This window comes from Paraburkholderia sp. FT54 (assembly GCF_031585635.1).
Taxonomy (GTDB): Bacteria; Pseudomonadota; Gammaproteobacteria; order Burkholderiales; family Burkholderiaceae; genus Paraburkholderia.
The window spans coordinates 1,699,220-1,719,080 of sequence record NZ_CP134196.1; the positions used below are offsets into that span (position 1 = coordinate 1,699,220).

At 62.7% G+C, this 19,861-nt stretch carries 16 protein-coding genes and 1 pseudogene; 7 read left to right on the forward strand and 10 right to left on the reverse strand.

Annotation, left to right across the window (positions count from 1 at the left end; genetic code table 11):
- Nucleotides 1-13 precede the first annotated feature (13 nt).
- The 3 genes from RI103_RS27140 to RI103_RS27150 form a co-directional block, all read right to left on the reverse strand.
- The gene (locus tag RI103_RS27140) at nucleotides 14-769 is read right to left on the reverse strand and encodes a 4Fe-4S dicluster domain-containing protein (RefSeq protein WP_310815550.1); all 756 of its coding nucleotides are present in this window, start codon (nucleotides 767-769) and stop codon (nucleotides 14-16) included.
- Between the two features lie 27 nt (nucleotides 770-796).
- A complete protein-coding gene (locus RI103_RS27145; RefSeq protein ID WP_310815551.1) occupies nucleotides 797-3,718 on the reverse strand; it encodes a molybdopterin-dependent oxidoreductase in 2,922 nt (973 codons plus the stop codon).
- Between the two features lie 203 nt (nucleotides 3,719-3,921).
- Nucleotides 3,922-4,854, reverse strand: coding sequence for a 2-hydroxyacid dehydrogenase (locus RI103_RS27150; RefSeq protein ID WP_310815552.1), 933 nt, complete (start codon nucleotides 4,852-4,854; stop codon nucleotides 3,922-3,924).
- Between the two features lie 256 nt (nucleotides 4,855-5,110).
- Here RI103_RS27150 and RI103_RS27155 point away from each other — a divergent pair, with 256 nt between their 5' ends.
- Complete coding sequence (locus tag RI103_RS27155; RefSeq protein ID WP_310815553.1) at nucleotides 5,111-6,598, forward strand: sensor domain-containing diguanylate cyclase; 1,488 nt, start codon at nucleotides 5,111-5,113, stop codon at nucleotides 6,596-6,598.
- Between the two features lie 115 nt (nucleotides 6,599-6,713).
- Here RI103_RS27155 and RI103_RS27160 read toward each other — a convergent pair whose 3' ends face one another.
- Nucleotides 6,714-7,016: an antibiotic biosynthesis monooxygenase gene (locus RI103_RS27160; RefSeq protein WP_310815555.1), complete on the reverse strand. Its 303-nt coding sequence runs from the start codon at nucleotides 7,014-7,016 to the stop codon at nucleotides 6,714-6,716.
- A 121-nt stretch (nucleotides 7,017-7,137) separates the two neighbouring features.
- On the opposite strand from RI103_RS27160, the pseudogene RI103_RS27165 reads away from it, so the two are divergent.
- A pseudogene (locus tag RI103_RS27165) lies at nucleotides 7,138-7,236 on the forward strand (VOC family protein); the annotation flags it as partial.
- A 23-nt stretch (nucleotides 7,237-7,259) separates the two neighbouring features.
- On the opposite strand, the gene RI103_RS27170 reads toward RI103_RS27165, so the two are convergent.
- Together RI103_RS27170 and RI103_RS27175 are read right to left on the reverse strand one after the other, a co-directional pair.
- Entirely contained in the window at nucleotides 7,260-8,660 is a 1,401-nt protein-coding gene (locus tag RI103_RS27170) for a heavy metal sensor histidine kinase (protein ID WP_310815557.1), read from the reverse strand.
- Entirely contained in the window at nucleotides 8,657-9,328 is a 672-nt protein-coding gene (locus tag RI103_RS27175) for a heavy metal response regulator transcription factor (RefSeq protein WP_310815559.1), read from the reverse strand. Before RI103_RS27175 ends, RI103_RS27170 begins: the two co-directional genes overlap by 4 nt.
- A gap of 190 nt (nucleotides 9,329-9,518) precedes the next feature.
- Here RI103_RS27175 and RI103_RS27180 point away from each other — a divergent pair, with 190 nt between their 5' ends.
- The 3 genes from RI103_RS27180 to RI103_RS27190 all read left to right on the forward strand — a co-directional run bounded on the left by RI103_RS27180 (nucleotide 9,519) and on the right by RI103_RS27190 (nucleotide 11,646).
- A complete protein-coding gene (locus RI103_RS27180) occupies nucleotides 9,519-10,148 on the forward strand; it encodes a hypothetical protein (RefSeq protein WP_310815561.1) in 630 nt (209 codons plus the stop codon).
- Nucleotides 10,149-10,240: 92 nt separating this feature from the next.
- On the forward strand, nucleotides 10,241-10,873 hold the full coding sequence (locus RI103_RS27185; protein WP_310815562.1) for a cytochrome b/b6 domain-containing protein: 633 nt from the start codon (nucleotides 10,241-10,243) through the stop codon (nucleotides 10,871-10,873).
- Nucleotides 10,870-11,646: a molybdopterin-dependent oxidoreductase gene (locus RI103_RS27190; RefSeq protein WP_310815564.1), complete on the forward strand. Its 777-nt coding sequence runs from the start codon at nucleotides 10,870-10,872 to the stop codon at nucleotides 11,644-11,646. The genes RI103_RS27185 and RI103_RS27190 overlap by 4 nt, the downstream gene beginning before the upstream one ends.
- An 18-nt stretch (nucleotides 11,647-11,664) precedes the next feature.
- On the opposite strand, the gene RI103_RS27195 is transcribed toward RI103_RS27190, so the two are convergent.
- Nucleotides 11,665-12,633, reverse strand: coding sequence for an AraC family transcriptional regulator (locus RI103_RS27195; RefSeq protein ID WP_310815565.1), 969 nt, complete (start codon nucleotides 12,631-12,633; stop codon nucleotides 11,665-11,667).
- 324 nt (nucleotides 12,634-12,957) lie between these two features.
- On the opposite strand from RI103_RS27195, the gene RI103_RS27200 reads away from it, so the two are divergent.
- Complete coding sequence (locus tag RI103_RS27200) at nucleotides 12,958-14,010, forward strand: NAD(P)-dependent alcohol dehydrogenase (protein WP_310815566.1); 1,053 nt, start codon at nucleotides 12,958-12,960, stop codon at nucleotides 14,008-14,010.
- A 198-nt stretch (nucleotides 14,011-14,208) separates the two neighbouring features.
- On the opposite strand, the gene RI103_RS27205 is transcribed toward RI103_RS27200, so the two are convergent.
- Nucleotides 14,209-15,344, reverse strand: a protein-coding gene (locus RI103_RS27205) for an IS3 family transposase (RefSeq protein ID WP_310812323.1) whose coding sequence is annotated in 2 segments (ribosomal slippage) — nucleotides 14,209-15,086 and nucleotides 15,086-15,344 — 1,137 coding nt in all. Because the reading frame shifts where the segments join, the coding sequence is not laid out codon by codon here.
- 658 nt (nucleotides 15,345-16,002) lie between these two features.
- Here RI103_RS27205 and RI103_RS27210 point away from each other — a divergent pair.
- Complete coding sequence (locus tag RI103_RS27210; protein ID WP_310815568.1) at nucleotides 16,003-16,959, forward strand: LysR family transcriptional regulator; 957 nt, start codon at nucleotides 16,003-16,005, stop codon at nucleotides 16,957-16,959.
- A gap of 159 nt (nucleotides 16,960-17,118) precedes the next feature.
- Here the strand turns inward: RI103_RS27210 and zwf are convergent, their stop codons facing one another.
- Both zwf and lhpI read right to left on the reverse strand, forming a co-directional pair.
- Nucleotides 17,119-18,606 (reverse strand): glucose-6-phosphate dehydrogenase, encoded by a 1,488-nt coding sequence (gene zwf, locus RI103_RS27215; protein ID WP_310815569.1) that lies wholly within the window; start codon nucleotides 18,604-18,606, stop codon nucleotides 17,119-17,121.
- Between the two features lie 303 nt (nucleotides 18,607-18,909).
- Nucleotides 18,910-19,845 (reverse strand): bifunctional Delta(1)-pyrroline-2-carboxylate/Delta(1)-piperideine-2-carboxylate reductase, encoded by a 936-nt coding sequence (gene lhpI, locus RI103_RS27220; RefSeq protein ID WP_310815570.1) that lies wholly within the window; start codon nucleotides 19,843-19,845, stop codon nucleotides 18,910-18,912.
- Nucleotides 19,846-19,861 lie beyond the last annotated feature (16 nt).

Genomic DNA, 19,861 nt, shown 5'->3' on the forward strand with positions numbered 1-19,861 from the left:
TCCTATCGGTTCATTAGATGCGCGTCGCCATCGACGCAAGATGCAGCTCACCGCGCTCGAGTTGCGCATCGAGCGATTCCGGCGACTGCGAAGGCTCCATTACCGAGCCGGACGATTTGCATGAGCACGAACCGCTGCCACAGCCCGCGGCCTCGGTCGGCACGCGCGGCAAATAGTGATTCGCGGGCCGCGTGTTCCACTCGGGCATCAACTGATAGCCGCCGCGCTCCTCGATGGCCTTCGACACCACCGACTCCGGATCATGAATATCGCCGAACAGCCGCGCCGAGGTCGGGCACGCGAGCACGCAGGCCGGCTGTCGATCGCGCTCGGACAGATTTTCATCGTGGATCCGATCGACGCACAGCGTGCACTTCGTCATCTCCTTGCGCGCTTCGTCGAGTTCGCGCGCGCCGTAGGGACACGCCCACGCACAATACTTGCAGCCGATACAGCGGTCGAAGTCGACCAGCACGAGCCCGTCTTCCTTGCGCTTATAGCTCGCGCCGGTCGGACAGACCGGCACGCACGGCGGGTCCTCGCAGTGCAGGCACGACTTCGGAAAATGGATCGTCTCGGCATTGGGAAAACTGCCGGCTTCAAAACTCTGCACCCGGTTGAAGAAAGTGCCGGACGGATTCGCGTCATACGGATTCAGATCGGCGAGACTGCCCGACTCACCCGACGTGTTCCACTCCTTGCAACTCGTCACGCAAGCATGGCACCCCACGCACACGTTCAAGTCGATTACCAATGCCATCTGTGTCATCAAAGGCTCCTTGCGGCTGTCCCGATGTTATTTGCGCCCCGTCGCGCCGCGCAGCCGCGCCGCGAACTCCCCGCGTCCCGCGAAATAGGTCTGCACGATCCGCGAGATCACGCCGTTCTCGCCCGGCACCGCGGGCATCGCTGCGAATTGCGGCAACGTGTGCCGCGCGTCAGCTTCCGCCGGATAGATGCGCACGCGCACGTCGTACCAGGCGGCCTGGCCCGTCACCGGATCCGAATTCGACATGCGTCGCGCCACGTCGTCGCGGCCGGGCAGCTCGTCGGTGATGAGGTGGTTGAGCAGGAAACCGCGTTGCGATTCATTCGCGCCCGGGCCGAGGTTCCATGCGCCCGACGCCTTGCCGATCGCATTCCACGTCCATACGGTGCCCGGCTCGACGGTCTCGCTGAAGCGCGCCATGCAGCGCACGCGGCCCCATTGCGATTCGGCATAGATCCAGCTGCCGTCGGCGATACCGTTTTCGGCCGCCATCAACGGATTCATGTACAGATAGTTCTCGCCATGAATCTGCCGCAGCCACGCGTTTTGCGAGTCCCACGAGTGGTACATCGCCATCGGCCGCTGGGTCACCGCGGCGAGCGGAAACTGGTCGAGGTCGGTCGCCGCGCTTTCGAGCGGCGCATACCAGAACGGCAGCGGATCGAAGTATTTTTCGACGCGCGCGCGCAAGTGATCCGGCGGCTGCCTGCCGCTCGTGCGACCCTGCGCGGCGAGCCTGAATTTCTGCATCACATCGGAATAAAGCTGAATCAGAATCGGCTCGCTGAACTTGCGGAAGCCGTACTTGACCGCCCACTCTAGATACGGCCCGTTGCAATTGCGCATGTACTGCAGCGTCTCGGGCAGCCGGTAATGAAACACGCAATTGTTCTCCGCATACTGCTCCCACTGCCGCGGATTGGGCTCGCCCACCAGCGCCTTGTCGCCGTCCTTGCCGCGCCAGCCGATCAGAAAGCCCACGCCGGAATCGGGCGAGGTCGTGAAGTTGACGACGAAGTCGGGATAGTCGCGATAACGCCGTGCGCCCTCGGCGGTCGTGAACGCAGGAAACTTCAAACGCGACGCGAGTTCGATCAGCACTTCCTGGAACGGCTTGCATTCGCCGGTAGGCGGCACGACCGGCACGCGTACCGAATCCACGGGGCCGTCGAATTCGGAGATTGGCCGGTCGAGCATCGACATCGCGTCGTGCCGCTCCAGATACGTCGTGTCGGGCAAGATCAGATCGGCGAACGCCGTCATCTCCGACTGGAACGCGTCGCACACCACCAGGAACGGAATCTTGTACTCGCCGTTGGCGTGCTTGTCGGCGAGCATCTCGCGCACTTTCATCGTATTCATCGACGAATTCCACGCCATGTTGGCCATGAAAATCATCAGCGTGTCGATGGGATACGGATCGCCGCGCCACGCGTTGGTAATCACGCTGTGCATCAGGCCATGCACGGCCAGCGGATATTCCCACGAGAAGGCCTTGTCGATCCGCACCGGGCCGCCCTGATCGTCGATGAACAGATCCTCGGGCGCGGCGGGCCAGCCGAGCGGGCCGGTGGCGAGCGGCGTGTTCGGCTTGACGGCGTCGGGGCTGTTAGGCGGTTTCGCCGACGGCGGCACGGCGCGCGGAAACGGCGACTTGTGACGAAACCCGCCGGGCGTGTCGATCGTGCCGAGAAGCGACATCAGCACGGCCAGCGCGCGGATCGACTGGAAGCCGTTGGAGTGCGCCGCGAGGCCGCGCATGGCGTGGAAGGCGACCGGGTTGCCAGTGACCGTTTCGTGCGTCTCGCCCCACGCGTCGGTCCAGCGGATCGGCAACGTGATGCGGTGAGCGCGGCTCGTCTGGATCATTTCACCGGCGAGGCGGCGAATCGTGTCCGCCGCAATGCCGGTGATGTTAGCGGCCCACTCGGGCGTGCAATCGGCCACGCGTTCGCGCAGCAAGGCGAACGACGGCGTGACCGGCGTGCCGTCGTCGAGCGTATAGCGGCCGTCGAGCGCGGGATCGACGCCGGGCGTGTGATGCGGCACGGCGCGCGCGGCTTTTGCGTCCCACCAGAGATGATTTTGCGGAAACAGCGGATTGCCGACCGGGCGTTCGGGGTCGCGCACGAACAGGCCGAAGTTTTCGCCGGCTTCGTCGAGATCGACGAGTTCCGCCGCGTTGGTGTAGCGGCGTACGAATTCGTGATCCCACGCGTCGGCGGCAATCAGTTCGTGCAGGAACGCCATGAAGAGCGCGCCGTCGGTGCCGGGTTTGATCGGCACCCATTCGTCGGCGATCGCCGCGTAGCCGGTGCGGATCGGATTGATCGCGATGAACCGGCCGCCCGCGCGCTTGAACTTCGAAATGGCGATCTTCAGCGGATTCGAGTGATGGTCTTCCGCCGTGCCGATCATGAAGAAGAGCTTGGCGCTGTCGAGGTCCGGCCCGCCGAATTCCCAGAACGAGCCGCCGATCGTATAGATCATGCCCGCCGCCATGTTGGCCGAGCAGAAGCCGCCGTGCGCCGCGTAATTAGGCGTACCGAACTGTTTGGCGAAGAGGCCGGTCAGCGCCTGCATCTGGTCGCGGCCCGTGAAGAGCGCGAATTTTTTCGGGTCGGTGGCGCGAATGTGGCCGAGGCGCTTTTCGAGCACGTCGAACGCGTGTTCCCACGACACCGGTTCGAACTGCGCGCTGCCGCGCTCCGCGCCCGGCTTGCGCATCAACGGTTGAGTGAGGCGCGCGGGCGAGTACTGCTTCATGATGCCGGAGGCGCCCTTGGCGCAGATCACGCCCTGGTTGAGCGGATGCTCCGGATTGCCGTCGATGTAGCGCACCTCGCCTTCGCGCAGATGCACACGAATGCCGCAACGGCAGGCGCACATGTAGCAAGTGGTCGTCTTGATGTCGAGCCGTTCGTCCTGCGTGCGGGCGTGGTGTTCCATGCGTGATCTCCGTCGCTGCTCCGGCTGGGCCGAAGCGGTAGTGAGCGATACCGCCCATCCTAAGCGCCGTCGCCTCACAAGGGAAATCGCCATTTTCGAGAGAAACTATCCGTCGTGCCGATAGTTTCCGTTTGGCTTTCGATGACGCGTCGGCTTTGGCGGCAACGAAGAAAAGTAGCCGCGGGTCGCGCTTGCTGCCGGAGTCAGATCGGCGTCAACACCGGCTCGCCCGCAAAATGCCGCCTGGCGTTGCTCAAAAAGTTGTCGACCGAGGCCGTGATCGCTTCCGGCGAGCGGCCGCCCACGTGCGGCGTCAGCACTACGTTGCGCAACCTCAGTAAGGCCTCGGGCGGATTCGGCTCGCCCTCGTAGACGTCGAGCGCGGCGCCCGCAATCGTCCCGGTTGTGAGCGCCTGGGCTAGCGCCGCGGTATCGAGCACGCTGCCGCGCGAAACGTTGACCACGAAGCCTTGCGGACCGAGCGCCTCGAACACCGCCGCGCCGATCAGATGACGCGTACCCGCACCACCCGGCGTCGCGACGATCAAAAAGTCGCTCCAGCGCGCGAGCCCTTCCACACTCCCGAAGTACTGATGTGGCGAGCCTTCACGCGGTTTGCGGTTGTGATAGCCGATCTGCATCTCGAAGCCCGCGCCGCGGCGCGCGACCTTCTCGCCGATGTTGCCGAGCCCGACAATGCCGAGGCGCTTGCCGGAGACGTTCGGGCGCATCGGCAGCGTGTCGCGCCAGACGCCTTCGCGTGTGGCCTGATCGAGCTGCGGCACGTCGCGCACCACCGCGAGCAGCAAGGCGAACGCGTGATCGGCCACGCAATGATCGTTGGTGCCCGCGCCGTTGATGAGCACGATACCGCGCGAGCGGGCATGGTCGACGGCGAGATTCTCATAGCCGGCACCCAGCGCGCTGAGCAGTTCGAGTTGCGGCATCCGGTCGATGTCCGCGGCGCTCAAACCGGTCGTGCCGTTGGTCAGCACCGCGCGAATCGTCTTGCCGTGTGTGTCGATCGCGGCGGCTTGGTTGATGGCGTCGGGTGCGTAGACGACATCGAACGCGGCCTCGATACGGGCGCGGCTTGTGTCGTTGAGGTGGATCAGAACCAGCAGGGATGGCTTCATGGCGGCATTATTGTTGGCTACGTGGATGGACCGGATAGTTTTCAGGCGAGTGTAACAAGGCTCCAGAAGGCTTGCTGGCAAGCGTCCGAAGGGCTGGATGCCCCGCCGCGCGCGATCCTCCTGCCTCAAGTCCATCGCAGGCCCGCCGTTATCTTGTTGGAAAGGCCGCCATAAAAAACGATGCCCAACCGGTCTTTCTTTTCGGCCATAGTCCAACCCGACTTAAAATAGCGGCACTTCCGATCCTGAGAACCTCATGCTGGACATCCTCCCGCGCGGCCCCGCGCCCGCCAACGACGATTCCGAGATGTTCGAACTCGCGCCCGTCTCGCTCTGGCTCGAAGACTTCAGCGGCGTGCGCGACCTGTTCGACGCATGGCGGGCGGACGGCGTAACCGATCTGCGCGCGCATTTCGCTGCCAATCCCGACTGCGTCGCGCAATGCGCGCACAGCATCCGCGTCATCAAGGTCAATCAGAAGACGCTGACGCAATTCGAGGCTGCCGATCTGGAGGCGCTCACCGGCAATCTCGCCTCGGTGTTCCGCGACGACATGCTCAAGACTCACCTCGAAGAGTTGTGCCAGTTGTGGGCCGGGCAAGCGCAGTTCACCAGCCAGACGGTCAACTACACGCTCGGCGGACGGCGGCTCGACGTGCTGCTCAAGGGCGCCGTGCTGCCCGGCCACGAGGCGCGCTGGGACCGCGTGCTGGTGTCGGTCGAAGACATAACGGAACTGGAAGGCGCGCGGCATCGCGTGACGCTTGCCGAGCAGTATGTACGCGGCCTGTTCGAGTATTCGCCGGTATCGCTCTGGGTGGAGGATTTCAGCGCGGTCAAGCGTCTGCTCGACGAAGCGCGCGCGGCTGGCATCAACGATTTCCGCGTGTTCACGGATGTGCATCCCGAGTTCGTCGAGCGCTGCATGCAGGAAATCCACGTGCTCGACGTGAATCAGCACACGCTGGACATGTTCGCGGCGAAAGACAAGAAAACGCTGCTGGCGCATCTCGCCGACGTGTTCCGTGACGACATGCGTCCGCATTTCCGCGAGCAGCTGGTCGATCTGTGGGACGGCAAGCTGTTCCAGCAGCGCGAAGTGCTGAACTATTCGCTCGACGGCAGCGAGGTGCACGTGCATCTGCAGTTTTCGGTGCTGCCGGGCCATGAGGAGACGTGGGACCTGGTGTTGGTGGCGCTCACGGACATCACGGCGCGCAAGAAGGCCGAAGCCTACCTCGAGTTCCTCGGCAAGCACGACGTGCTGACCAAACTGCGCAACCGCTCTTTCTACGTGGATGAACTCAACCGGCTCGAACGCAAGGGTCCGTGGCCCGTGACGATCATCATGGCCGATCTGAACGGTTTGAAACGCGTGAACGACCAACTCGGCCACGCTGCGGGCGATGCACTTTTGCGGCGCGCCGGCGAAGTGCTCGCCAAAGCGACCGAGACGCCGTTTCATGCGGCGCGTATCGGCGGCGACGAGTTCGCGATCCTGATGCCGGACACCGACGAGCGCGGCGGCACCGCGATGGTCGATGCGATCAGGCAACTGGTGGAGATGAACAATCAGTTCTATCCGGGCTCGCCGCTCAGCTTCTCGATGGGCGCGGCCACCTGCCAGCGCGGCGACCGGCTCGAAGCGGGCGTGCAGCGCGCCGATCTGCTGATGTACGAGGAAAAGCGCGCGACCTACGCGAACCAGCCGGCTGCGAACGCGGCCGACGCGACCAGCGGCTGAAAGATCGGGCGCGCCGGCTCGCGGCGCGGCGTCGGCACGACAAGCGCAGTATTGCGCATTGCAGTGTCGGCAAACCGGAAGGGCGCGCTTATCAACCGCGCCGTTAGTCGCTCGTTCAGCCCGGCAATTTGGCCGCCAGCACGTCGACCTTTTCGATCGTGGGCGGCGAAGCGAACAAGTCGCCGGCCTTCGCCATCAACGCGGCCGCCACCTTGCCGTTCAGGTGCGCGTCACGGCCGGTTTCATCTGCAAAGGCGTCGAAAATACCGAACGTGGACGGGCCCAGCTTCAAACCGAACCACGCGACGGTGCCCGGTTCCGCTTCGACGAGCGGCAAGCCGCCGAGCAGAAACGCTTCGACCTCCTGTTCCTTGCCGGGCTTGGCTTCGAGACGAACGTACAAAGCGAGCTTGACCATGACAGAACTCCTGCTGTGAGATTCGAGCGATAGGTGTGTTGTGCAAAGCTTCGCCAGGCGTGACGAAAACATGCGGGACCGCCAGGCTATCGAAAAGTATAGTCCGCCGCTCGCGTAGCGGCCACCGGGTTTGCGTCCGCACGACCACGCGAACTATTACGGCGCGTACTTTCGCGATCCGGACGTCAACAAGCTCTGCGTGTGCTGTCGTGAACCGCAACGCCCGGCCGTGGCGACCCCCACTCAAGCGCCCGGAAAGCGCAACTCGAAGCGCACCATGCCCGGCGCCGGACACACCACGCGTGCCGTACCGCCATGCAGATGCATGATCGCCTTGACGATCGCGAGACCCAGGCCGCTCGACTCGGTGAACGCGCTGCGCGCCGCGTCGCCGCGATAGAAACGATCGAACAGACGGCCTAATTGCTCCTCGGGAATCGGCGCGCCGTCGTTTTCGACCGCCACGGTGGCGCCCTCTTCATCCTGCGTGCCACGCAGACGCACCACCGTATCGCTCGCGCCGTAACGCACGGCATTGACGACCAGGTTGTTGATCGCGCGACGGCACAGCATGGGATTGACCGATGCCACCCCTTCGGCCTCGACCACGAAGCGCATGCCCCGTTCGTCGGCGAGACCTTCGAAATAGTCTGCGATCCTGACGAGTTCCTCACGCAGATCGACCGGCTCGCGTTCCACTGAAAGCGCCGCATGGTCCGCATGCGCGAGAAACAGAATGTTTTCCGCGATATGGCTCAGACGGCTGAGTTCTTCCAGATTCGATTCGAGTACCTGTTGATACTCGTCGGGCTCGCGCGTGCGCGCGAGCGTCACCTGGGTCTGCCCGATCAGCGCGCCGACCGGCGTGCGGATCTCGTGCGCCAGATCGGCGGAGAACTGCGAGAGACGTTGATAACCGTCCGCGAGACGGTCGAGCATGGCGTTGAACGCGTGTGTGAGCTGGCGCAATTCGAGCGGCGCCGCCTCGCTGTCGAGCCGCACGGACAGGCTCGTGGGGCTGATCTGCGCGGCCCGCGTGGCAATCTCGCGAACCGGGCGCAACGCGCGGCGCAGCACGTACCAGGCGAGCAGCGTCGCGGCCAGCATGCCGGTCAGCGTGGCCAGCACGATACGGTTGCGATACGCGGCCAGCATGCGCACTTCCTGCGTCATCGGGTGGCCGGCGATCACTTCGACTTCGGTACCGTCCTCGCGCGCCTTGGCGGTGGCGATCGCCCAATGCACCGGCACACCGTTGGCCAGCTGCGTCTGGCGGATGTCGGCAAAGGTCGGCAAGTGGCCCTCCACGCCGGCTTGCAGCGCGGGCACCGCCACGCCCGCCGGGTTCACGTCGATGAACGGCGCTTCGCCCGGACGGCGAAACAGCAGCACGTCCTGTTCCGCGCCAAGCATGGTCTCGAACAATAACGGCCGGCTCTTCAATTCGCTGACCGAATAGAGATTGCGCACGATGCGGCTGAAATGCTCGACGCGGCCCGTCAGCACCACATCGGCGCGGCGCTGCAGCGACACTTCGGCGGAGTGATAGAAATACGCGCCTAGCGTGCCGATCACCACGCAGGCGATCAACGCGAATAGCAGCGTGGTGCGAGCGGTGAGCGAGCGCCCGGTCCAGAATTTCATGCGCTGTCGCCGAAGGTGTAGCCGATGCTGCGCACCGTATGGATCAGCTTCTTTTCGAACGGATGATCGACCTTGGCGCGCAGCCGTTTGATGGCCACGTCGACCACGTTGGTGTCGCTGTCGAAATTCATGTCCCACACTTCGGAGGCGATCTGCGTGCGCGACAGCGCTTCGCCCTGGCGGCGCACCAGCAGATGCAACAGCATGAATTCCTTGTTGGTGAGCGGAATCTCCACGCCTTCGCGCGTCACCTTGCGGCGCAGTACGTCGAGCTTGAGGTCGGCGATCTCGAAGACATCGCTTTCGCGGACCACGCCGCGGCGCAGCAGTGTGCGGATACGCAGCACCAGTTCGGTGAACGAAAACGGCTTGACGAGATAATCGTCCGCGCCGAGTTCGAGACCGCGAATACGGTCGCTGACGTGATCGCGCGCGGTCAGGAAAATCACCGGCAGATCGCGCCGCGCCCGCAGCGCGCGCATGATTTCCCAGCCGTCGATACCGGGCAGCATCACATCCAGCACCACGAGGTCGTAAGCATTTTCGAGCGCCATGTGCAGGCCGTCCGTGCCGGTGCGCGCGAGATCGACCGCATAGCCGCTCTCGCGCAGGCCCTTCTTCAGGTAGTCGCCGGTTTTTGGATCGTCTTCGATGACGAGGATGCTCATGGTGCGCGGTGCTCCGATTCGGCATTGGCTCAGAGGGTCGCTCTGCCGCTCGCTGAATCCTTGACGTGGATGTGCAGCCATTTTACGTGGCTGTTACGCGCCATTCATGACGTTTTTGTCATCCGTCTGTCACTCGCCGGAGCCGATCCCGAGCCTAATCTGTCCCCATCGTTCACCACTTGGAGCTGTCATGAAGATCGTTTCCGCGCGCGCGTTGCGCGCCTTCGTCGCCCCCGCGCTCGCCGCCGCCTTCCTCGCCGCCGGACCGGCCGCACAGGCCCAGAACGCCATGCCTACCGGTGTACGCGGCACGGTGACGTCGCTGTCGGGCGATCTGCTCAAGGTCCACACGCGCGACGGCAAGGACGTCGACGTGAAGCTCGCCAAGGACACGCCGATTCGCGGCGTCGTACTCGCCGACGTGAACGACATCAAGCCGGACAGCTATGTCGGCACCGCCGCGATTCCGCAAGCGGACGGCACGCTGAAAGCACTCGAAGTGCACGTGTTCCCGGCCAGCATGCGCGGCTCCGGTGAAGGCCACCGTCCGTGGGATCTCGGCGGCAACAGTTCGATGACCAACGGCACCGTGGGCTCGCTCGTGGTCAGCAACGGCCGCACGATCACCGTGAAGTACAAGGACGGCGAAAAGAAAATCGTGATTCCGCAAGACGTGCCTATCGTCGCGTTGGAACCGGGTGACCGTTCGCTGCTGGTGCCGGGCGCGAAAGTCGTGCTGTTCGCCCACAAGGATGCCGACGGCTCGATGGCGGCCAACTTCATCTCCGCGGGCGAGCATGGCGTGACGCCGCCGATGTAATACGGCGTGGTTGTTTATCCGGTTTGTTCGAGTAGCCGCGTTCTTCAATGACGCGGCTTTCCATTTCCTGTTCGTCTCGCGATCCTTGCACCATGTCCGAACCGCAAAAGCGCCTGCTCGTTCACCCGCTCGTCGTGCGAATCACGCACTGGATCAACGCCTTCGCGATGGTTTGCATGGTGATGAGCGGGTGGGCCATCTATAACGCGTCGCCGTTTTTCCCGTTCAGATTTCCGGTTTGGGCGACCGTCGGCGGGTGGCTGGGCGGTTCGATCGCGTGGCATTTCGCGGCGATGTGGCTGCTCTGCGCGAACGGGCTGCTGTATCTCGCGTATGGCATCGGGCGTGGGCATTTCCGCCGCAAGCTGTTGCCGGTGCATCCGCGCGACGTGGTGCATGACGCAAGCCTCGCGCTGCAGTTCAGGTTGCCGCACGATACCGGCAAATACAACGCGGTGCAGCGTGCGCTGTATCTGCTCGTCCTATGTCTTGGCGTGCTGCTGGTGGCGTCGGGCCTGTCTATCTGGAAACCGGTGCAGTTCTCGTGGCTCACCGCGCTATTCGGCGGCTTCGACTTTGCGCGGCGCGTGCATTTCATCGCGATGGCGGGCGTCGTCGGGTTTGTGGTCGTGCATCTGGCGCTGGTGCTGCTCGTGCCGCGCACCTTGCTGCCGATGCTGACCGGGCGAGCGCGGCATTCGACCCATGAAGGGAGCCATGCATGAGCATATTTAAACCCAACGACGACGCGCGCCGGTCCCGCATCGTCCTCGCTGATCATCAGCCGCAAATCGAGCGGCTGCAACGGCGCCTGTTCCTGCGCTCGTCGCTTTCCATCGGCGCGCTGGCGATGCTCTCTGGCTGCAACATGCAGGACGGCGATTCGGTCGACAAGGTGCTGTGGGCCATGTCGCGCTGGAACGATCGTGTGCAGGGCTGGCTGTTCGACCGCAACAAGCTGGCGCCCACCTATTCGGCACGCGAGATCACCGACCCGTTCCCGTTCAATGCTTTTTATCCGGAGTTCGACGCGCCGGACATCGACGGCTCCACGTATCAACTGGAAGTGTCGGGGCTCGTGTCGGACAAGCGCACCTGGAATCTCGATCAGTTGCGCGCATTGCCGCAGGCTTCGCAGATCACGCGGCACATCTGCATCGAAGGATGGAGCGCGATCGGGCAATGGCGCGGCGTACCGTTTCGCACGTTTCTGGAGCGCATCGGCGCGGATCTGAACGCGCGCTATGTCGGCTTCAAATGCGCGGATCGTTACTACTCCAGCCTGGACATGGCAACGGCCCTGCATCCGCAGACGCAGCTCACGCTCGATTTCCGCAATGAGCCGCTGCCGGCCATATACGGCTACCCGCTGAAGCTGCGCGTGCCAACCAAACTCGGCTTCAAGAATCCCAAGCATATCGCGGCGATCTTCGTGACCAACACGAACCCCGGCGGCTATTGGGAAGACCAGGGGTACAACTGGTTCAGCGGTTTGTAACGCCGCTTATTCGCCCGTTCACACGGCGGTGACATAACGCGCCACCGGCTTGACCACGCGCGGCGGTGGCGCATCGTAGACGGCGCGCATGCGCTTCACTTCGTCAACCGGACTCAGGCCGAACAGCCGCTTGAACTCGCGGCTGAATTGCGACGCGCTTTCATAACCGACGCGCGCCGCGGCTGCTCCCGCATTCAAACCATCCTGCACCATCAGCAAACGCGCATGATGCAAACGCGTGGTCTTCACGTATTGCATCGGCGAAGTCGCCGTGACGGCTTTGAACTGCGCATGAAACACGGCGAGGCTCATGCCCGCTTCGGACGCGAGGGTATCGACGTCGAGCACGCCGTGGTAATCCGCATGAATTCGCCGCAGCGCCTTGGCAATGCGGCCGAAATGATTCTGATGCGTGAGCGCCGCGCGAATCGCGTCACCCTGCTCGCCGGTCAACACGCGATAACAGATTTCGCGCACCACGCCGGGCGCGAGAATGCGCGCGTCGAGCGGCGCAGCCAAGGCGTCCATCAGACGTTGTACCGCATTGCCGAGCGCCGGATCGAGCGGTGTCGAATAGATCCCGACGGGGTCGTGCTGCGCGGCGCCCTGCGTTTCGCTCAGCGCCATCAGCAATTCGGCCACCATGGTCAGATCGACACGCACGGAGATGGCGAGAAACGGCTCTTCCGGGCTCGCCTCGGTCTCGCATTCGAACGGCAAGGGCACCGAGAGCACCAGGTACTGCTGCGCGTCGTACTGGAACACCTGATCGCCGAGAAAGCCGCGCTTGCGGCCCTGACAGACGATCACGATGCTCGGCTCGTACATGACAGGCATACGCGGCATGGGCTTATTCGCGCGCATCAGGTTGACGCCTTCGAGGCTCGTGCGGGTGAGGCCCGGGGTGGGCGCGAGCACGTCGAATAATTCGAGCACGCGCTGCTGGGCGGGATCGACCGGGACGGGTTCAGCGGAACGGGTTGACATGACGGTATAGTGACGTGCAAGAGAATAATGCTTGAAATTTAGCACCAAACGACCTATCGCGCTCCTCGCCAGGAGTTTTAGGCAAATCTTCAAGACATTCAGGTATTCCCTGGGTCGCTTGCCCCTCCTATCATGGGAACCCTGCCGGATCATCCTATTCCGCGCTGCGCCGGGCTCGGTTGCCAATTCCAGCTTGACGAATTTGGCAGCCACCGCTCGCGCCGTGATCCCGGTTCATGACGAGGTTGGCCACATCGGCGACGTGCGTCGCCCATCGCCGGCGCCTTGCGACTTGCGACTTCACCCTCTTTGCTGGAGCTACCCATGAGCACGACTTACGCCTATGCAGCGACCGACGCTACCGCGCCGCTCGCCCCGTTCGAATTCCAGCGCCGTGAACTGCGCGCCCATGACGTGCAGATGGAAGTACTGTTTTGCGGTGTGTGCCATTCCGATCTGCATCAGGCGCGCAACGAATGGAAGAACACGACTTTTCCGGTCGTGCCGGGCCATGAAATCGTCGGCCGCGTGACCGCGGTCGGCTCTGACGTGACGAAATACAAAGCGGGCGATCTGGTTGGCGTCGGCTGTCTGGTCGACTCGTGCCGCACGTGTGCGAGTTGCGAGGAAGGTTTAGAACAGTATTGCGAGAACGGTTTTGTCGGCACGTATAACGGTGTCGACCGGGTCGACGGTCAGATCACTTACGGCGGCTATTCCACGCAACTCGTCGTGGACGAAGCGTTCACGCTGCGTGTGCCGGAGAATCTCGACCCGGCCGGCGTGGCGCCGTTGCTGTGCGCCGGCATCACGACTTATTCGCCGTTGCGGACCTGGGGCGCGGGTCCTGGCAAGAAGGTCGGCATTGTCGGCCTCGGCGGCCTGGGGCATATGGGTGTGAAGCTCGCGCGTGCGATGGGTGCGCATGTCGTGCTGTTCACCACGTCGCCGTCGAAGATCGAAGACGCGAAGCGGCTGGGCGCGCATGAGGTCGTGATTTCGAAAAAAGCTGAGGAGATGGAAGCGCATTTGAACAGCTTCGATCTGATTGTGAATACGGTTGCCGCCCCGCATGACCTGAATCCGTTTTTGAATCTGCTCAAGCGGGATGGGACCATGACGCTGGTCGGCGCACCGGAGCACGATCATCCGTCGCCGCAGGTGTTCAATCTGATTATGAAGCGTCGCCGGTTGGCCGGGTCGTTGATTGGTGGGATTGCTGAGACGCAGGAAATGCTGGATTTCTGCGGGGAGCACGGGATTACTTCTGATATTGAGTTGATTGCTATGCAGGGGATCAATGAGGCTTATGAACGGATGCTCAAGAGTGATGTTAAGTATCGGTTTGTGATTGATCTGGATTCCTTGCGGAAGTGAGTTTGGGTTTTTTGGGCTCGCGCCGTGGGTTTTTTTTGGCCTGCGGCGTGGGTTTTTTGATGGTTTTGTAGTCGTTTTTTTCTGTGTTTTTTGGGGTGTTGGCCTTTCCTTGAATTCATAGTGGTCTATTGGCGTTGCCCCTGTGCGGGGCGGCACTTGTAGTGGTCAAGCCTCTTTGGACACCCACAAAGAGGTTTTTCAATAAATCGAAGTTTCGTATCGCACTGGAGGCAAATTGTTTGCCGCCGAATGAATGCGCCGGTAGTTGTAGAAGTCTGCGATGTAGCCCGCGATGTCGCGGCGGGCGACTTCGTGGCTGCCGTATTCCTGTTCGCCAATCCATTCACTTTTCAGGCTTCTGAAGAAGCGCTCGACCACCGCGTTGTCCCAGCAATTGCCCTTTCTGCTCATGCTCTGGACGATCCCGTTCGCCTTCAGATCGCTCACAAAGCGCTCGCTCGTGTACTGGCAGCCCTGATCGGAGTGGAACATCAGCCCCGCTGCCGGGCGCCGCTTCTGCCGGGCCTGCTGTAGCGCCTGGATGACCAGTTCCGTATCCGCCTGCAAGGCGAACGCCCAGCCTACGATGCGGCGCGAGTGCAGATCCATCACGATGGCCAGATAGGACCACCCCTGACGCGTTCTCACATACGTGATATCGCCCGCCCATACCCGGTTGATCGCGCCCGGCTCGAATTGCCGCTCAAGCAGGTTAGGTGCAATCAGGGCTTCACCCCCGGCCTTGCGGTACCGGTGCGTTCGCCGCCTGGCCACAGCCAGTTGCGCCTCGCGCATCAGCGAACGCGCCCGGTAGCGTCCGATCGCGTAACCCTGCTGCTGCAGTGCCTGCGCCATCCGGCGACTGCCGTAACTGCTGCGGCTTTCGCTGTGAATCTGACGCACGGCCTTCAGCAGTGGAGGCGATGCGACTGGTTTGCGTGGCCGCGCAGCAAAGGCGTAATAGCTGCTTCGCGGCACTTTCAGCAAACGGCACATCAGACTCACCGGCCAGGCCTTCTTCAGCGAACGGATCACTTCGAGGAGCGATCCATTTCCTTGACGAAGAAGGCCGTAGACTTTTTTAGTATCTCGCGCTCCCGCTCAAGCTCCATCACGCGCGCTTCCAGCTCACGGATGCGTCGCTGGTCGCGCTGGATCTGCATGTCGCTGCGTGGCGGCTCAGCCTGCTGCGCACGCCACTGCGCCACCCAGCGCCGCAAAGCCGAGTCGCCCACGCCCAGCGCCTCGCAAGCCCTGGTGATCGAATAACCCTGCCCAACCACCAGTTGCACTGCCTCTGCCTTGAATTCGTCAGTCAGGTTCCGTCTGCCCATGTCTCTCACCTCAGTTGGAGAATTATCCCCTTTAGAGGTGTCCAGAGCCATTGGACCACTACAACTTACTTCTCTTTGCCGGCCGCAAAGAGAAGTAAGCAAGAGAAAGCGGCTCAAACCGCTAATTCTTAAGTGGGTCCCCCGCACAGTCCCGGTAGTGGTGCATCTGGAATCCGTCACCTCGCACATTCGGCGCTCGTGACACAGCAGTCATTCTTCAGGCGGCGCTGCGCGCGCCCACGTTACTCACTAACCCAACGGTTTTCTTCGGCATGTGGCCGAGGCGAAGCCGCCCCCACCACGCCCAAACGAATCCACTGTTTATACGCGGACCGCTCCGACGAGCGCGAAGCGCGAGGCGGGAAGTATGACGGCCTTGTCACTCACGCGGAATGCGCGAGAACACGGATTCCAGATGCACCACTTACCGTGGCTGCGCGAGGGACCCGCTTATGAGCTGGCGGTGTGAAGCCGCTTTCTTTGCCTACTTTCTTTGCGGCGGCAAAGAAAGTAGGTGCCGCCCCGCACAGGGGCAACGCTAATAGACCACTAAGAAATCAAGGAAAGGCCAACAACACCCCAAAGACCACAACCAGAACCGCCGCGCAGGCAATAGAACCCGCCAGAATCTCAAAACCCCCGACTGGAGCATGAAACCGTGATTGACAGAATAACTGCAATGCGCACATTCATCCGAATCGTGGACACCAACAGCTTCACCCGCGCAGCGGAATCATTAAACATTCCTCGCGCCACGGCGACCACCATCGTTCAGAATCTGGAAGCCCTGCTAGGCACCGTCCTGCTGGCCCGCACAACGCGGCGCCTGAGTGTCACACCCGAAGGCGCGGCCTACTACGAACGTTGCTCGCAAATTCTCGCCGACATCGACGAAATGGAAGCCAGCATCCGTCACGCCACGGATAATCTCACCGGCCGTCTGCGTATCGAAATGCCAGGCGCCGTGGCGAGCGCCATCGTCCTGCCGGCCCTGGACGACTTTCACACGCGCTACCCTAACCTCGACCTTGCGATAGGCATCAGCAACCGCACCGTCGATCTGATCACCGAAGCCATCGACTGCAGCATCCAGCTCGGCGAATTGCCGGATTCGAATCTGGTCGCGCGCCAACTCGGCACCCTCGAACACGTGACGTGTGCGAGTCCGGCCTACCTGGCCCGCCACGGCGCGACCGCGGACCTCGACGATTTGCGTGGACACGTGGCTGTCAATTGCATGTCGCCGCACAACGGCCGCGAAGTGGACTTCGATTTCGAAGTGGACGGCGAAGCGCAAAACGTCAAGGTAAAAGGCTTCGTCAAGGTCAGCGACGAACAGGCCTACCTCACCTGCGGCCTGCAGGGCCTCGGTCTCATCCAGCCGGCGCGGATCGCCGCGCAACCGTATCTCGACTCGGGACTATTGCGCGAAGTCCTGCCGCAATGGAAGCCCGTGCCAATGCCAGTCTCGGTTGCCTACGTGAAGAATCGCCGCGTATCGCCGCGCGTGCGCGCGTTCGTGGACTGGCTGGCGGAATTGTTCGAGAAAGCGGAGCACGTCGATCAGGATCTCTCGCGCGTCCGTCAATTGCTGCGCGGTCTGCATGCCGCCTGAGGCGGGTTGCAGGCGCGCAGCGCAGTGGAAAAAACGTGTCAGTCAGGTAGCGTCACCGGCACCGGCCGTGTCAACAGATCGACATGGAAATTGAAAAAATTCGGCTTGTCGAAACGTTTCACATTCGCGGGCCATTTAGATTTGACGCTGAAGTGAAGCTTATTGCGACTCTTCCGCCCACACGGCATTTTCGCGAGCCATCAGCGCCGTGGATGCAGCCGGCCCGAACGTGCCCGCCGTATAGCTACGCGGCTTGTCGCCCGATTTGCTCCAGCCTGCCAGAATCGGCTCGGCCCACGCCCATGCCGCCTCGAGTTCGTCGCGGCGCATGAAGTGCGTGAGACGTCCGCGAATCACATCGATCAGCAAACGCTCATACGCTTCCGCTCGGCGCTCAGTGAACGCCTGCTGCAAATCCAGATTCAGATTCACCGGCAACATGTGCATGCCGCTGCCCGGCTCCTTCGCGAGCACCTGCAACTGGATCGACTCCTCAGGCTGCAGCTGGATCACGAGCCGGTTGCCGTAGTTGCGCCCGCTATTCCCGTTCGGGATGATCGAGAAAGGCAGCTCGGAAAATTCTATGACGATCTCCGACACCTTCTTCTGCATCCGCTTGCCAGTGCGCAGAAAAAACGGCACGTGCGCCCAACGCCAGTTGTTGATATGCGCGCGCAATGCGACGAAAGTTTCGGCGCGGCTGCCCGCCGGCACGTTGTCTTCTTCCTGATAACCCTTCACTGCCTCGCCGTCCACGGCGCCGGCGGTGTACTGGCCACGCACGGTATCGCGCGCGATGTCCTCGGGCGTCATGGGCCGCAGCGAACGCAGCACCTTGAGCTTTTCGTCGCGGACCGCGTCCGGGTCGAGCGACACGGGCGGCTCCATTGCGACGATGCACAGCAATTGCAGCAAGTGGTTCTGCACCATGTCGCGCAGCGCGCCGGTTTTATCGTAAAAGCCCGCGCGGCTGCCCACGCCGACCGTTTCCGCCACCGTGATCTGCACGCTCTTGATATACGGCGCCTGCCACAACGGGCCGAAAATCGGATTGCCGAAGCGCAGCACCATCAGGTTCTGCACGGTCTCCTTGCCGAGGTAGTGGTCGATCCGGTAGATCTGCGCTTCATTGAAGTGCTTGCCGACCGCCGTGTTGATTTCCTGCGCGGAGGCCAGATCGTGACCCAGCGGCTTCTCGAGCACGACGCGCGAGTTGGCGTCGATCAATCCGGCTGCAGCGAGGTTGTCGCAGATATTCGTGAACAGATCCGGCGACGTCGCCAGATAGAACACGCGGCGCACGCCTTCACGCGACGCTTCTTTCAGGCGGTGGTAGTCCTCGACAGAGTCGACGTCCATGCGCACGTATTCGAACAGCGCGAGAAATTTGTCCCAGGCGCCGGCATCGAATGCTTTCTTCTCGATGAAGGGCTTCGCCTTCAGTTCCATGAATTCGTTGATGTACTCCTCACGCGACCAGGGCTTGCGGCCGATCGTGAGAATGCGGGTGTCCGGCGGCAGATTGCAGTGCAGATGCGCCATGTAGAGCGCGGGCAGCAGCTTGCGAAACGACAGATCGCCGGTGCCGCCGAAAATGATCATGTCGAGCGGCAGGTCGGGAGTGGCAGAAGTGTGGTGGGTCGTCATAGCGCGGTCGCAGCGTCGTGATGGATAAGGCGTCGGTCAACGGGCAGAAAAAAGCGGCAGCAGCGCCGTGCCGGCGGACCGGCACGTTTTCTGGCAGACGCCTATGGTGCAACGTTTTCAGATTGTTTGCACGGCAACATGTGCCTCGGGTTAGCGCAATATGCCAACCTGGCGCGGTAAAGGCCTGTTTTCAAGACCTTTTTCGTTTTTCGCGGACAGGCCTTCTTCTGTTGGATTGCTTCTGCGAAGCACGCCCGCCCGCCGTTCACGCGAGCCTTTCACGCAAGCTTTTTCGCCAGGCCTTCAACCACCTGACAACGCCTCGCGCGCCACGCGGCACGCCGCCAGATCCCACGCCGCACAGCCGACGCTTTTAAATACGATCGGTCTTTTTTGCGGCAATAGCGCTGCATTGTCGAGCACCGAGGCGATGCCGCCGACCTGAGCCCAGTCCACACCCGCCTGAATGAAGTCGCCGGCCTCATGGCGCGCGCCGGCTTCATCGTCGACGAAAAGCGCGCTGCCGCCGAGGGTGTGCGCGCCGATTTCCACCATGGCCGGCGTGAATGCGCCGACGCCGATCACGAGGCGCTCCGCGCGTGCCGCTTCGTCGTAGACGGGCTGTCTGCTAGTGGTCAGCGCAACCACCACATCGACCGATTCGGGGATGGTGGCACCGGGTTGCGTCAGCGGTTGCAGGTCGCGCGTCTTGCCCTGATGCGTGGCGCAAAACGCCTCGGCGCGCGCGGGCGCACTGCCCTTCACCCACACGCGCGCGTCGGGAAACAGTTCGCCGATCGCTTCGAGATGGTTGAGCGCCTGCGTGCCGGTGCCGATCAACAGGAATTCGCGCGGCGCGGCGGCGGCGAAGGTGTCGATGCCCAGCATCGAGATCGCCGCCGTGCGGCGTCCCGTCACCGTCGGGCCATCGAGAATGAAGAGCGTCTCGCCGGTGTCGGCGTCGAACGCCATCACTTTGCCATGGATGGTCGGCAGGCCGCGCGCGCGGTTGGCCGGGCACACGTTGACCAGTTTATGAATCGCGAGATCGGGCGCGGTGGCGGGCATCGACAGCATGATGCCGCCTTCGTTGAGCGGCACGACGAGCCGTTCGGGACTCGCGATGCGCTGCTGCGCGTAGTCGATCGTCGCGCGCTTGAGTGCCTCGACGAGCGCGGCATAGGGAATCAGCCGCGTGGTCGCGGCGGCGTCGAAAGTCTGCGTGGTCGGGTGAGTCATGGGCAGGTCGTTCCAG